The sequence below is a fragment of the Brachybacterium sp. B718/18 genome (assembly GCF_055454375.1).
Map to the genome: position 1 here is coordinate 24,576 of NZ_JBVDDO010000008.1, position 14,795 is coordinate 39,370.

The 14,795-nt window shown below is 71.5% G+C and carries 11 protein-coding genes; 7 read left to right on the forward strand and 4 right to left on the reverse strand.

The genetic code is table 11. From position 1 onward, the window contains the following. Positions 1-17 precede the first annotated feature (17 nt). Complete coding sequence (locus ACZCAH_RS12250) at positions 18-1,031, forward strand: LacI family DNA-binding transcriptional regulator (RefSeq protein ID WP_464341336.1); 1,014 nt, start codon at positions 18-20, stop codon at positions 1,029-1,031. Between the two features lie 6 nt (positions 1,032-1,037). Here the strand turns inward: ACZCAH_RS12250 and ACZCAH_RS12255 are convergent, their stop codons facing one another. From ACZCAH_RS12255 to ACZCAH_RS12270, 4 genes are all read right to left on the reverse strand, one after another. Continuing rightward, the gene (locus ACZCAH_RS12255; protein WP_464341337.1) at positions 1,038-2,582 is read right to left on the reverse strand and encodes a rhamnulokinase; all 1,545 of its coding nucleotides are present in this window, start codon (positions 2,580-2,582) and stop codon (positions 1,038-1,040) included. Further along, the gene (locus ACZCAH_RS12260) at positions 2,579-4,621 is read right to left on the reverse strand and encodes a bifunctional aldolase/short-chain dehydrogenase (protein WP_464341338.1); all 2,043 of its coding nucleotides are present in this window, start codon (positions 4,619-4,621) and stop codon (positions 2,579-2,581) included. Before ACZCAH_RS12260 ends, ACZCAH_RS12255 begins: the two co-directional genes overlap by 4 nt. A gap of 185 nt (positions 4,622-4,806) precedes the next feature. Next, the gene (rhaI, locus tag ACZCAH_RS12265) at positions 4,807-5,985 is read right to left on the reverse strand and encodes an L-rhamnose isomerase (RefSeq protein ID WP_464341339.1); all 1,179 of its coding nucleotides are present in this window, start codon (positions 5,983-5,985) and stop codon (positions 4,807-4,809) included. 245 nt (positions 5,986-6,230) lie between these two features. Beyond that, positions 6,231-7,229: a LacI family DNA-binding transcriptional regulator gene (locus tag ACZCAH_RS12270; protein ID WP_464341340.1), complete on the reverse strand. Its 999-nt coding sequence runs from the start codon at positions 7,227-7,229 to the stop codon at positions 6,231-6,233. Positions 7,230-7,651: 422 nt separating this feature from the next. Here ACZCAH_RS12270 and ACZCAH_RS12275 point away from each other — a divergent pair, with 422 nt between their 5' ends. The 6 genes from ACZCAH_RS12275 (at position 7,652) to ACZCAH_RS12300 (ending at position 14,772) form a co-directional block, all read left to right on the forward strand. Beyond that, positions 7,652-8,311 carry a DUF1961 family protein gene (locus ACZCAH_RS12275; protein WP_464341341.1) on the forward strand — a complete coding sequence of 220 codons (660 nt, stop codon included), beginning with the start codon at positions 7,652-7,654 and terminating at the stop codon, positions 8,309-8,311. Position 8,312: 1 nt separating this feature from the next. Continuing rightward, on the forward strand, positions 8,313-9,020 hold the full coding sequence (locus tag ACZCAH_RS12280) for a DUF624 domain-containing protein (protein WP_464341342.1): 708 nt from the start codon (positions 8,313-8,315) through the stop codon (positions 9,018-9,020). 116 nt (positions 9,021-9,136) lie between these two features. Further along, a complete protein-coding gene (locus ACZCAH_RS12285; protein ID WP_464341343.1) occupies positions 9,137-10,672 on the forward strand; it encodes a type 2 periplasmic-binding domain-containing protein in 1,536 nt (511 codons plus the stop codon). 70 nt (positions 10,673-10,742) lie between these two features. Continuing rightward, entirely contained in the window at positions 10,743-11,732 is a 990-nt protein-coding gene (locus ACZCAH_RS12290) for an ABC transporter permease (RefSeq protein ID WP_464341344.1), read from the forward strand. Positions 11,733-11,741: 9 nt separating this feature from the next. After that, positions 11,742-12,623: a carbohydrate ABC transporter permease gene (locus ACZCAH_RS12295; RefSeq protein ID WP_464341345.1), complete on the forward strand. Its 882-nt coding sequence runs from the start codon at positions 11,742-11,744 to the stop codon at positions 12,621-12,623. Positions 12,624-12,678: 55 nt separating this feature from the next. Then, complete coding sequence (locus ACZCAH_RS12300; RefSeq protein ID WP_464341346.1) at positions 12,679-14,772, forward strand: rhamnogalacturonan lyase; 2,094 nt, start codon at positions 12,679-12,681, stop codon at positions 14,770-14,772. The last annotated feature ends 23 nt before the right edge of the window (positions 14,773-14,795 follow it).

Consider the following 14,795-nt stretch of genomic DNA (forward strand, 5'->3'; position numbering starts at 1 on the left):
CGGGACGAGGGAGGGCCATGGCCGCAGGACGACTGGTGAGCATGAAGGAGGTCGCCGCCGCCGCGCAGGTGTCGGTCGGCACGGTCTCGAACGTCCTCAACCGGCCCGAGATCGTCTCCCCCGACCGCCGCGAGCGGGTCGAGGCGGCGATCGCCGAGCTCGGGTACGTGCGCAACGACGCCGCCCGCCAGCTCAAGGTGGGCACCTCGCGGACCGTCGGCGCGATCGTGCTCGACTCCGGGAACCCCTTCTACGCGCAGCTGGTGAGCGGCATCGAGTCCGCCGCGGAGGCCTCGTCCCTCGCCGTGATCGCGGGCTCCACCGGGAACCGTGAGCAGCGCGAGCGCCTGTACCTGTCCCTGTTCGAGGAGCAGCGGGTGCGGGGCATCCTGCTCGCCTCCGCCGGCGGGACCCGGGACCTGGTTGACGGGATCCGTCGCCGCGGCACGCCCGTCGTGCTCGTGGAGAGCGGGGCCGACGCCGCGGGCGGCTCCTCGGTGAGCGTCGACGACGTCGCCGGGGGCGCGATCGCGGTGCAGCATCTCGTGGGGATCGGCCGACGGCGCATCGGCGTGCTCGCCCCCCGCCGCGATCTGCGGCAGGTCGCGGATCGCCTGCGCGGAGCGCAGCAGGCCGCCGCCGAGGCGGGCGCCGAGATCGAGGTGCTCGACGCCGACGACCTCAGCGTCCTCGCCGGCCGCACGGTGGGCGAGGAGATCGTCTCCCGGCCGCGGGCGGAGCGGCCCGACGCGGTGTTCTGCGTCAACGACCTGCTCGCCGTCGGCGTGCTGCAGGCCTTCGCCTTCCGCCACCAGGTCGCGGTGCCCGAGGAGATCGCGCTCGTCGGCTACGACGACATCGCCTTCGCCCGCTCGACCGTCGTGCCCCTGACCTCCGTCGCCCAGCCCGCCGACCTCATGGGCCGCACCGCCCTCGCCCTGCTCGAGGAGCAGGTGCTCAGCGACGACGCCCCACCGCGGCAGGTCAGCTTCACTCCGACTCTCGTCGAGCGCGAGTCGACGACGGGCTGAGGGGGATCAGCGCTCGCCCTGCGAGCCCGACGGCGTGAACACCTCGAGCTCCACGCTCGCCCGCACCAGGTGACGGATCGCGCCGGGCTCGTCGGGGACGGCGCCGAGGGCGCGGGACTGGATCGCGACGTTGCCGAGCGCCGTCGCCTCCATCGGCCCGGCGATGACCTCGATGCCGAGCGCGTCGGCCGTGAGCTGGTTCAGCAGGGCGTTGCGGCTGCCTCCGCCGACCACGTGCAGCCGGTCAGGGAGCGCCACACGGGCGAGGCGGCAGGCGGCCTGCAGCTCGTCGCGGTAGGTCTCGGCGAGGGACTCGAGGATGCAGCGCACCAGCTCGGCGGGGGTGCGGGGGAACTCGTCCTCACCGAGGGGCCGCGCCGCGTCGCGCACCCGGTCCGCCATCCTCCCGGGGGTGAGGAACTGCGGATCCGTCGGATCGATGCGGAAGCGGTCCCCGGGCACGACGGCGGCCGCGGCGAGCAACTCGTCGAGGTCCACGCGGGCGCCGGACTCCTCCCACTGCCGGATCGACTCGCTGACCAGCCACATCCCGGCCACGTTCTTCAGGAAGCGGACCGTGCCGTCCACCCCGCCCTCGTTCGTGAAACCGGCGGCGTGGGCGGCCTCGGTCGCGACCGGTGCGGCGAGCTCGAGGCCGATCAGCGACCAGGTGCCCGAGGAGATGTAGGCGAGAGGTCCGTCGGCCGGGAGGACCGCGCGCGCCGCACCCGCGGGGACCGCGCCGTCGGCGTCCGCCCCGCCGCCCGCGGGGACCGCGAGCACGGCGGAGGCGGTGTCGTGGGAGCCGACGGCGATCACCGGCACCTCGCCAAGGCCGAGGCGCGCTCCGAGCTCCGGGCGCACGGTGCCGAGCACGTCCCCGGGGGCGATGAACGGCGCGAAAAGGCTCTCGTCCACCCCGGCGGCGGCGAGGATCTCCGACGACCAGGCGTCCTCGCCCGCGGCGAGCATTCCGGTGGTCGAGGCGTTGGTCAGCTCGGTGCGGCGCTCGCCGGTGAGCAGGAAGCCGATCGCATCGGGGACCAGCAGCGCCGTCGTCCCCGCGGGGAGGTCCGCGAGGCGGTCGTCGGCCGCGAGCTGGTAGAGGGTGTTGAAGGGCTGCTGGGCGATGCCGGTCAGCGCGAACTGCCTCGCGGCCGGGATGCTCTCCGCCAGGCGGTCCGCCACGCCCTCGGTGCGGTCGTCGCGATAGGCGATGACCTCGCCGATCCGCTCCCCGTCGGGACCGAACAGCGCGTAGTCCACCGCCCACGAGTCCACGCCGATCGAGCTCAGTCCGGGCAGTCCCCGCACCAGGGCGAGGTCGTGGGCGGCGGAGAGGCCCTGCTGGATCTCGGCCCAGAGCGCGTCGAGATCCCAGCTCAGATGTCCCTCGCGGCTCTGCAGACGGTTCTCGAAGCGGTGCGCGCCGATCAGCTCGATGCGGCCGCGGGCGACCACTCCGAGCATCACCCGCCCCGAGGTCGCCCCCAGGTCGATCGCCGCGACCCCGTGGGGGCCGGTGGGCCCTGCGGCAGCCGCGCTGCTCATCGCAGGAACGCGGCCGCCACGCCCGCGTCGACCGGCACGTGCAGACCCGTGGTGTGCGAGAGGTCCCCGGCGGTCAGCGCGAACACGGCGTTCGCGACGTTCTCCGGCAGCACCTCGCGCTTGAGCAGGGTGCGCTGCGCGTAGAACTCGCCGAGCTTCTCCTCCTCGACGCCGTACACCTTCGCGCGGGAGGCGCCCCAGCCGCCGGCGAAGATTCCGGAGCCGCGCACCACCCCATCGGGGTTGATGCCGTTGACCCGGATCTGGTGCTCCCCGAGCTCGGCGGCGAGCAGCCGCACCTGGTGGGCCTGATCGGCCTTCGTCGCCGAGTAGGCGATGTTGTTCGGGCCCGCGAACACGGAGTTCTTCGAGGAGATGTAGAGGATGTCCCCGCCCATGGCCTGCGCGATCATCACCCGCGCCGTCTCGCGGGAGACGAGGAAGCTGCCGCGCGCCATGACGTCGTGCTGCAGGTCCCAGTCCTTCGCGGTGGTCTCCAGCAGCGGCTTGGACAGCGACAGGCCCGCGTTGTTGACGATCAGGTCGAGCCCGCCGAAGGCGAGCACCGCCTCGGCGACCATGTCGATCACGGCCTGCTCGTCGGAGACGTCCGCCCGCAGCGCGACCGCCTTGTCCGGGCCGCCCAGCTCCTCGGCGGTGGCCTGCGCGTTCTCTAGGTTCAGGTCCGCGATGACCACGCACGCGCCCTCGGCCACGAGCCGGGTCGCGGTCGCCTTGCCGATCCCGGAGCCGCCGCCGGTCACGAGCGCGACGCGGGTCGCGAGCGGCTTCGGCTTCGGGCGGCGCTGCAGCTTCGCCTCCTCGAGCGACCAGTACTCGATGCGGAACTTCTCGGACTCCTCGATGGGGGAGTAGGTCGAGACGGCCTCCGCGCCGCGCATCACGTGGATCGCGTTGACGTAGAACTCGCCGGCGACCCGCGCGGTCTGCTTGTCGGCGCCGAAGGAGAACATGCCCACGCCCGGGACCAGCACGATCGCAGGGTCCGCACCGCGCATGGCGGGGGAGTCCTCGTCCGCATGGCGGTCGTAGTAGGCGGCGTAGTCCTCGCGGTAGGCGGCGTGCAGCTCCGCCAGGCGCGCGAGGGAGTCCTCGACGGAGGCGTCCGCGGGGAGATCCAGGACCAGGGGCTTCACCTTGGTGCGGAGGAAGTGGTCGGGGCAGGAGGTGCCGAGCTCCGCGAGCGGCCCGAGCTTCTCGGAGGCGAGGAACTCGTGGACGTCCTCGCTGTCGGTCCAGTGGCCCACCATCGGGGAGTCGGTGGAGGCGAGCCCGCGGATCACGGGGAACAGGGCCGACGCCTTCGCGCGCCGCTCCGCCTCGGGCAGGGCCGCGCGGGCCGGGTCGTGGGCTCCGAAGGGCTCGGAGGTGCCGTGCTCGGCGAGGAAGGCCGTGGCCTCGGCGATGATCCGCAGCGAGTTCGCCTGCGCCTCCTCGCTGGTCGCGCCCCAGGCGGTGATGCCGTGCCCGCCGAGGATGCAGCCGATCGCCTGGGGGTGCTCCCGCTGGATGGCGGCGATGTCGAGGCCCAGCTGGAAGCCCGGCCGACGCCACGGCACCCACACCACCGCGTCGCCGAAGCACTCACCGGTCAGGCGCTCGCCGTCGGCCGCGGTCGCGAGCGCGATCCCGGCATCGGGGTGGAGGTGGTCCACGTGCGCGGCGTCGACGAGAGCGTGCATCGCGGTGTCGATGCTCGGAGCCGCCCCGCCCTTGCCATGCAGGCAGTAGTCGAAGGCGGCGACCATCTCGTCCTCCCGCTCGACGCCCGGATAGACGTCGACCAGGGCGCGCACACGGTCCAGGCGCAGCACCGCGAGGCCCTTCTCCTGCAGGGTGCCGAGGTCCCCGCCGGAGCCCTTGACCCACAGCAGCTCGGGCTCCTCCCCGGTCACGGGGTCGAGGTCGGTGCCCTTGGCGGAGGTGTTGCCCCCGGCGAAGTTGGTGTTGGCCGGGTCGGATCCCAGCGCGTTGGAGCGGGCGAGGAGGGCGTCGATCGTCTCGCGGGCGGTGGTCATGGCACGGGGCTCCTGGGGTGGTGGGGCAGGCGGATCGGCGGGCGGTGCCGAGGCGCGGGGGAGGGCTGAGGGGGTCGGACTGAGGGGGTCCAGCCGGCCGACGGGGCGGGCCGGGGATCGTCGGGCGGGCCGGCGGCGGACCGACGGGCGCGGCCGACGGGGCGGCCCCCGTCGGCCGAGGGGCGTCAGGCGCCCCAGCTCATCTGGTTCCCGCCCACACGCTCCGCGGCGATCTGCGCCTCGTAGCCGGAGGCGCGGAAGGCGGCGAAGGGATCGGCCGGCAGGCCCTGCTCCTCGCGCAGCGCCGCGAGGGCCGGGCGGACGTCGGTCCAGAAGGCGTCCATGAGGATGCCGTGCGCCTCGAGCACGTCGTGGCGCTCCTGCGCATCGGCGAGGGCCTCGCGGTCCACCAGCAGCGCCTTGGCGAGGGTCTCCTGCACGTTGAGCACGGAGCGGATCTGACCCTGGATCTTCGACTCGAGGTTGTGGCACTCGTCGAGCATGAAGTTCACGCCCGAGGCGGGGCGGTGGGCGTCCTGCTGCACGATCTCGAAGAGGATGCGGAACAGCTGGAAGGGGTCCGCGGCACCGACGATGAGGTCGTCGTCGGCGTAGTTGCGGGAGTTGAAGTCGAAGGCGCCGAGCCGGTTCTGCCGCAGCAGCTGCGCGACGATGAACTCGATGTTGGTGCCGGGGGCGTGGTGGCCGGTGTCCAGCACCACCTGCGCCTGCTCGCCGAGGGCCAGGCAGTGCATGAGGCTCGTGCCCCAGTCCGGGACGTCGGTGTGGTAGAACGCCGGCTCGAAGAACTTGTACTCCAGCACGAGCCGCTCGCCCTCGCGCAGGCCCGCGTAGATCTCCTGCAGCGACTCCGCGAGATGGTCCTGACGGCGACGGATCGAATCCTGACCGGCGTAGTTGGTGCCGTCGGCGAGCCAGATCTTCAGCTCGTGCGAGCCGGCCTCGCGCATCACGTCGAGGCACTCGAGGTGATGGTCGATCGCGCGGCGGCGGATCGCGGCGTCCGAGTGGGTGAGCGAGCCGAACTTGTACTCGTCGTCCTGGAAGGTGTTCGAGTTGATCATGCCGAGCGTGACGCCGAGGCCCTCGGCATGGGCGCGCAGCGCGGCCACGTCCTCCACCCTGTCCCAGGGGTAGTGGAGCGAGACGCGCGGGGCGAGCCCGGTGTGGGCGTGGGTCTGCGCGGCGTCGGAGATCTTCTCGAAGGGGTCGCGCGGGGTGCCCGGGGTCGAGAACACCTTGAAGCGCGTGCCGGAGTTGCCGTAGGCCCAGCTCGGCACCTCGATGGAGAACTCGCGCAGGTCGCGGGCGACGGCGTCGGGGAGGACAGCGGGGGTGGTCATGGTGCTCCTTCGGGGACGGGCCGCGCCGACGACGGTGAGGGCGGGGCCGGGTCATGTCCCCGGGAGGACACAACGTGTTGAAACGACTCAACAAGACGGTAGCACGGCACGCGACGGCAGGGAAGGCGTCATCCCGCGCCGGGTCGGGTCGGAAGGGGTCGAGTTGCGCCGGGTGAGCTCGCCGGGTGTGCGTTCCAGGCCGGTGCAGGGCCTGCTCGGGGTGATGCGGGGTGGCGGGCCGGTGCTCAGCGCGCCGGCTCCGGCCCCGTCGACTCGCGCCAGACGAGCCGCGTGATCGTCGGGCGGTTCATCGCGGGATCCTCGCCGCGCATCACCCGCAGCAGCTCCTCGAGCAGCTCCGCGCCGAGGCGATGGTTGTCGATCGACACGGTGGTCAGCGAGGGCGACATCCAGGCACCGAGGGGCAGATCGTCCCATCCCGTCACGCTGAGGTCCTCGGGGATCCTCCATCCCCGCTCCCGCGCCCCGCGGATCACGCCGGCGGCGACCACGTCGTCCGCGGCGAGCACGGCGGTGATGCCGGTGTCCGCCGGCAGCTCGAGGATCGTCCGGCGAGCCACCTCCGGGTCCCAGCCGCAGTCGATCACCCCGGCGGAGCGCAGGCCGAGGTCGTCCACGGCACGGAGATAGGCCTCCCGCCGACGCTCGGAGGAGGGGTGGCCGCGGTCCCCCGTCAGGTGCAGCAGCTCGCGATGGCCGAGGTCGGCGAGGCCCTGGACCAGCTCGGTCATGCGGTTCGCCTCGGACAGCGGCCCCACGCCCCGCAGTCGACGGTCGTACACCGGGGCCGAGATGATCGGGACCGTGCCCAGCCGCTCCCGCCCGCCGCCGGGCAGGTCGGTGAGGGAGAGCACGGCCTCGTAGAGCCCCGAGTCGGCGAGCTCCGCGACGCGGCCGCCCTCCAGTTCGCCGGACGGGAGGGTCACCACCTCGAGGGCGAAGCCCGCCTCCTGGGCGGCGTCGTTCGCGCCGGCGAGCACCTCGGTGGGGCTGCGGCCGTCGCCCGCCGGGAGCACCAGCGCCAGACGACCGGTGGAACGGTTCCGCATCGCGCGGGCCACGAGGTTCGGGCGATAGTCCAGCTGGACGACGGCCTGATCGATATGAGCGGCCAGCATCGGCGAGACCGTCGGATCGTGCTTGAGATGGCGCGAGACCGTCTGGTGCGAGACGCCGGCGAGGCGCGCGACATCGCGGATCGTGGGCCGACGGGCGTTCTGCATGGGGGTCTCCTCGGACGGCTCCGGCGCGGGGGAGGGGGCGGGCTGCGGAACCGGACGGATCGGCCTGCGCGGCGCCGCCTCTGGCGCTCCCGAGGTCACGATCTCACAACGGGTGACCGTTCATCCGAGAATTCTTCGGGGTCGTCCGAGTGACAGGCAGGGCGAGAGGTCGAGAGGGCCACGGGAACCGGTCTCGTACCGCGCGGCCCAGCTCAGGCGAGGATGGCCCGGATCCTTCCGGGGCCTGGTGCTGCGTGCGGTCGGATCTGAGTGAACGGTCACTCGGCTCAGCGTCGCAGGACCATCGGAACGAGTTCCAGGAAAGCGGTTGACGCCCAACTTGGAACGGTTCAAGATGTGAGGCGCATCGCCGAGGACGCCCACCGCCGGGCCCCGGCACGAGCGGACGAGGAGGCCCTCCGATGAGCACCGAGCTGTATCGCCGGTCCCTGTCCGCGCCCGAGGACGTGGCCGACTGGCGCGTCGAGGGACCGATGGTCGCGACCTTCCCCCAGGGGCGTCTCCGCCTCGAGAGCGCCGCCGACCCCGCCGCGGGGCAGGCCGCGAACTTCGTCGCCTGGCTCCCCGTCGAATACGAGAGCGACGTGCGGATCAGCTGGGGCTTCCGACCCCTGCGCGAGCCCGGTCTCGCCATGATCTTCTGGGCCGCCCGCGCCCGCGACGGCCGCTCGATCCACCATCCCGAGCTGCCCCCGCGCACCGGCGAGTACGACCAGTACCACTCCGGCGCGATCGACGCCTACCACCTCTCCTACTACCGCCGCATGTGGGACTCCGAGCGCAGCCTGCACACGTGCAACGTCCGCAAGAGCCATGGCTTCCACCTCGTCGCCCAGGGTGCGGACCCGCTGCCCGCCGTCCTCGATGCCGACCGCGACTACCGCCTCGAGCTCACCTGGCGCGGACCCGAGCTGACGTTCGCCATCGAGGGGATCGACTGCCTGCGCTGGCGGGACGACGGCACCGTCGGTGGCCCCGCCCGGCGCGGCGGCGCGATCGGCCTGCGGCAGATGGCCCCGCTGATCGCCGAGTACTCCGACCTCCTCGTGGAGGCGATCTGACATGGACCGGATCACCGGAGCCCTCGGCACCGCCGCGGACCTGCTGCTGCGCGCCGTCCTCCTCCAGGGGCTGTGGCTGCTCGGCACCCTCGCCGGCGGCGTGATCCTCGGCTGGGCCCCCGCCACGATCGCCGTGACCGACGCCGCCGCCCGCGCCGAGCGAGGGCAGCGGATCACCTTCCGCCGCGCCGCCGCGGTGTGGCGCGCACAGTTCTGGCGCTCCCAGCTGACCCTCGGCGCCCCGGCCCTGCTGCTCCTCCTCGGGATCGGCGCCCTGACCGCCGGCGGCGCCCCGCTCGCCGTGCGCGCCCCGGCCGCGATCGGCGCGATCCTCCTGCTCGCCGCACTGCTGCACATCCCCTCCGTCGAGCTGCGCCACGACCTGCGGGTCCCCGCCGTGCTGCCGCGCTCGGCCCTGCTCGCCCTCGCCCAGCTGCCCACCACGCTGCTGCTCGCCGCGGTGCTGCTGCTGTGGGGCGGGGCGGCACTCTCGCTCCCGGGCCTGATCCCCTTCCTCGGGGTCGGCGTTCCGGTCCTGCTGTCCCAGCACCTGGTCGGGCGGTCGCTCGACCGCAACGAGCAGCTGCTCGCCGACGCGGAGCCACCCCGCCCCGCGCCCCTCGCCCGATCCGTCGAGGGCGCACCGACGCCCCTCCTCCGCTCGGGACTGTCCCCGTCGACCCGCGTCGACCCGACCCCGTCGGCCTGACCTCTCCCCGACCGCACCACCCATCCCGCCGCCCCCTCGGGCAGTGGGACTCCGGCCCGGCATCGCCGCCGCGTCTCCCCTCCGCGCCCCTCGGGCGCCCTGTGAAAGGACCCACGATGTTCTCTCGTCGCACCCTCCTCGGCGGCGCCGCCGCCGGTGCCACCGCCCTCGGCCTCGCCGCCTGCGGGGGATCCTCCGGCGGGGGCTCCGGCTCCACCGCGGAGATCACCACCCTGAAGATCATGGCGCCGTTGCTCTCCGAGACCGCCCCCGACCCCGAGGGCCAGCTGCAGCAGGCCATCCAGGAGTTCGTGGGAATGCCGCTGGACATCACCTGGGTCCCCAACTCGAGCTACGGCGAGCGGGTCACCGTCACCATGGCCAGTGACAACATCCCCCACGTAATGGTGCAGACCGGCAAGTCCGCCGAGTTCGCACAGACCGCCGAGGCCGGCGGCTACTGGGATCTCACCGACATCCTCGCCGACTACCCGAACCTCACCCCGGAGAACGCGGAGGTGGCCCACGGCGCGAGCATCAACGGCCGCACCTACGGCATCTTCCGCCTGCGCGATGCCATGCGCGCCGCCGTGATCCTGCGCAAGGACTGGCTCGCGAACCTCGGCCTCGCCGAGCCCGAGACCACCGACGACCTCATGGAGATCGCCCGCGCCTTCACCGAGGACGACCCCGCCGGCGACGGCTCCGCCACGACCGGTCTGATCATCCCCGCCTGGAACGGGTACGGGAACAACGGCCCCTACGACCTGTGGGAGACCTGGCACGGCACCGCCAACGTGTGGAAGGACGAGGGCGGCACCCTGTCGCCCGCCTTCCTCGCGCCCGAGTTCGTCGAGGCGAACCGCTCGATGCGCGCCATGGTCGAGGCCGGTCACATCAACGCCGACTTCGCGACGATGGACGCCGCCACCTGGAACGAGCCCTTCTTCACCGGCAAGGGCGGCATCATCGCCGACGTCTCCTCGCGCGGCGGCCAGCTCATGGGCCTGTTCAAGGACGCGGACCCCGAGGGCTACGGCGACAAGGTGACCATGGTCGGCAACCTCAAGAACCCCGACGGCACCCTGTGGGCCCTGCCCACCCCCGGCTACGCCGGCTACCTCACCATCCCCAAGGCCTCGGTCCCCACCGAGGAGCAGCTCGCGACCGTGCTCACCGCCCTGGACAAGCTCTCGTCCGAGGAGGGCCAGCGCCTGCTGAACAACGGCATCGAGGGCGTGAACTACGAGGTCGACGGCGGCGAGTCGATCCCGATCGAATCCGACGAGGCGACGCTCATCGCCAGTGACATCTCCGCCTTCGCGCAGATCGGCTCGCAGTCCAACGGCTACCTCGGCTACCCGGCCCGCCCCGAGGGGGAGCCCGAGAAGGAGCTCGCCGAGAAGCGTCTCGCCTTCCACGAGGCGGACCTCGAGCACGCCGTCTTCAATCCCGGCGCCGCCTACATGTCCAAGAGCTACCTGCAGAACGGTGCGATCCTCGACCAGATCGTGGTCGACGCCCGCCTGAAGTACCTCGCGGGCCAGATCGACGAGGCGGGTCTGACCGCCGAGCTCGAGCGCTGGACCAGCAGCGGCGGCCAGCAGGTCATCGACGAGATGAACGAGCTCTTCCAGGCGGGCTCCAACTGACGGTCCGCGGGGCGGGGCGCTCTCGGCGCCCTGCCCCGCCGACCCGTCGGAGGAAGGACGGACCATGGTCATGACCAATTCCAGCGCGCCGGATGCGCTCGCCCCGGTGCAGCTCGACGAGGGCCCCGCGCCCGGCGCGAGCTCCACGCACCGGCGCCGCAGCCTGCTCAAGCGGCTGCGCCGCGCCCCCGTGCTCTACCTGATGCTCATCCCCGGCATCGTCTACTTCGCGGTGTTCAAGTACGCCCCGATGTACGGCATCACCATCGCCTTCCAGGACTACCTGCCGTTCCTCGGCATGCAGGGCAGCCCCTGGGTGGGCCTGGACCACTTCGAGCGGCTGTTCAGCGGTCCCGACTTCGGGCGCCTGCTCAGCAACACCCTGATCCTCGCGGTGCTGAACATCGTCATCGCCTTCCCCGCCCCGATCATCGTCGCGCTGATGCTCAACGAGCTGCGCAAGCAGATGCTGAAGAAGTTCATCCAGACCGCGATCTACATCCCGCACTTCCTGTCGTGGGCGATCGTCTCGGGATTGACCTACCTGCTGTTCGCCCTCGACGTCGGCCCGATCACGGTGCTCTTCAACGACCTGTTCGGCGGGCGCGTCAACTTCCTCGCCGATCCCGACTGGTTCCGGCCGCTGATCATGGCGCAGACCCTCTGGAAGGGCACCGGCTGGGGCACGATCATCTACCTCGCCGCGCTCGCCGGCGTGGACAAGAACCTGTACGAGGCGGCGATGCTCGACGGCGCCGGCCGGTTCCAGCAGCTGCGGCACGTGACGATCCCCGCGATCATCCCGACGGTGATCATCATGCTCATCCTGAACATCGGCAACTTCCTGGACACGGGGTTCGAGCAGATCTACATGCTCACCAACTCGCTCAACCGCGATGTCGCCGACGTCTTCGACACCTACGTGTACTTCATGGGCATCACCAACGGCGCGTACAGCTACTCGACGGCGATCGGCCTGTTCAAGTCCGTGGTCGGCCTGATCCTCATCCTCGGAGCGAACTGGCTGGCCAAGAAGTTCTCCGACTCGTCCCTGTTCTAGGAGTCCGCCATGTCCTCCCTGCAGTACAACACCCCCAAGGACAGGATCTTCGACGGGGCGAACATCGCGCTGCTGCTCGGCTTCGCCGCGCTCACGATCCTGCCGTTCCTCTACGTGCTCGCCGCGTCCTTCGCCTCCGAGGCGGAGATCGTCGCCCGGCCCTTCTTCCTGTGGCCGAACGACCCGACTCTCGAGACCTACCGGTACATCTTCTCGACGGACACCTTCGTCCGCTCGCTGCTGGTGACCATCGGCGTGACCGTCGTCGGCACCCTCGTGCAGATCACCCTCACCCTGCTGATGGCCTACCCGCTCTCGGACCCGAACCTCGTGGGCCGCGGGCTGATCATGCGCCTGGTGCTCTTCGCCATGCTGTTCTCCGGCGGCATGATCCCGCTGTTCCTCGTGGTCAAGCAGCTGGGCCTGCTCGACTCGTACTGGGCGTTGATCCTGCCGATGGCGATCAACCCCTTCAACCTGATCGTCATCCGCACCTTCTTCCAGCAGCTCCCCGGCGAGCTGCGGGAGGCTGCGGAGATCGACGGCGCGAACGAGTTCACGACCTTCTGGCGGATCATGCTGCCGCTCTCGAAGCCCGTGATCGCGACCTTCTCGCTCTTCTACGCGGTGGGTCTGTGGAACGACTTCATGTCGCCGCTGCTGTACATCTCCGACAGCTCGAAGTGGACGCTGCAGATGTTCGTGCGCCAGGTGACGATCTCGACGGATCCCTCCACCACGATCGGCAATCTCGATCCCAACTACGTCCCGCCCAAGGAGGGCCTCAAGTTCGCGGTGATCGTCATCGCGACCCTCCCCATCATGTGCGTCTACCCCTTCCTGCAGAAGCACTTCGCCAAGGGCGTGATGATCGGCTCCGTCAAGGGCTGATCCGGCGACACCCGGGGCCATCCGGCCCATCCCCACGATCGGAGCAACGATGCCCGTGTCACCCTCTCCCCAACCCCTCGACCACGCTGCCGGCGACCGCCGCCGCCGGCTCCTCACCCGCCCTGCCGCCCTGCTGCTCGCGCTGCCGCTCGTGCTCGGCGCGGCCGGGGGCGCGGCGCAGGCCGATGCCGGCCAGGCTCTCGCCGGCCCGGCCGCGGCCGCCCCGGCTGCTCCGGTATCGCCCGCGCTGCAGCGGGACGCCGAGCGCCTGGACCGCGGCGCCGTCGCCGCCGTGACCGACGAGGGGGTGTTCCTCTCCTGGCGCCTGCTGGGCGACGAGTCGATGGACACCCGCTTCGTCGTCTTCCGCGACGGCGAGCGGATCACCCCGCAGCCGATCACCGACTCCACCAACCTCCTGGATCCCGAAGGCACTGCGGACTCCGAGTACCGGATCGCGATCGAGGGCGGGAACGTGAGCGGGAAGCCCGCCACCGGCGGGAACCGCGGGAAGAACCTGGTCTGGGCGAGCGAGGAGTTCAGCCCCTGGGCCGAGCAGTTCCTCGACGTCCCGCTCGACACCCCCGCGGACTTCGTCGGCGCCGACGGCGTGACCTACGGGTACCGCGCCAACGACGTCCTCACCGCGGATGTCGACGCCGACGGCGAGCTCGAGCTGGTCGTGAAGTGGGATCCGCGCAATTCGAAGGACAACTCGCAGTCCGGCGTCACCGGCAATGTCTACCTCGACGCCTACGAGCTCGACGGCGAGAAGCTGTGGCGGATCGACCTCGGGGTGAACATCCGCGCCGGCGCCCACTACTCCCAGCCGCAGCTGTACGACTTCGACTCCGACGGGCGGGCCGAGCTGATCGTCAAGACCGCCGACGGCACCGTCGACGGCGAAGGGACCGTCATCGGCGACCCCGAGGCGGACTACCGCAACCAGGGCGGCTACATCCTCGAGGGCCCCGAGTACCTCACCGTCTTCGACGGGGAGACCGGCGCCGCGATCGACACCATCGACTACCAGGTGCCGCGCGGCACCGTCACCGACTGGGGCGACGGTTACGGCAACCGCGTGGACCGCTTCCTCTCGGCGACCGCCTATCTCGACGGCGAGCACCCGAGCGCCGTCTTCGCCCGCGGCTACTACACCCGGGCCACCCTCTGGGCCGTCGACTTCGACGGCGAGGAACTGAGCACCCGCTGGCTGTTCGACTCCGACGAGCCCGGGAACGAGGGCTACGCCGGACAGGGCAACCACCAGCTCGCGGTCGCCGACGTCGACGCCGACGGGAAGGACGAGATCGTCTACGGCTCGGCCACCATCGACGACGACGGCACGGGCCTCTACACCACGGGCCTCGGGCACGGAGACGCGATGCACGTCTCCGACTTCGACCCCTCCCACCCCGGGCTCGAGGTCTTCGCCGTCCACGAGTCGATGAGCGCGAGCGGCAACCGCGGCTCGACCTTCCGCGACGCCGCGACCGGCGAGATCCTGTGGAGCGTCCCCGCGAACAAGGACACCGGCCGCGGGGCCATGGCGGACATCGACCCACGCTACGCGGGCGCCGAGGGATGGAACGTCGGCTACGACGCCGAGTGGAACTCGCCCGTGGGCAACCTCCGCTCCGCGCAGGGCGAGCTGATCGCCACCGACATCCCCGCCGCGAACTTCACCGCCCTGTGGGACGGGGACCTGCTCAGCGAGATCGTCGACCACGAGTTCGACGACGGTCCCCGCGAGGGCGTCCCCACCATCTCGAAGTGGGACTACGAGAACGCGCAGCCGGTGGAGATCTTCCGTGCCGAGGGCACCCGCAGCAACAACGACACCAAGGGCAACCCCGGCCTGCAGGCCGATCTGCTCGGCGACTGGCGCGAAGAGCTGATCTTCCGCACCGAGGACTCGAGCGCGCTGCGGATCTACACCACCACCGATGTCACCGAGCACCGCCTGCGCACGCTGATGTCCGACCCGCAGTACCGCCTCGCGATCGCGTGGCAGAACGTCGCCTACAACCAGCCCCCGCACACGAGCTACTTCCTCGGCGAGGGCATGGAGACCCCGGACGCGCCGGATCTCCGCTTCACCACCCCGGCCCCGCCGGTCGAGCCCGTCCGCGGGCACGAGCGGGGCTGATCGCCTCGGGGCGGGTGCGGCCG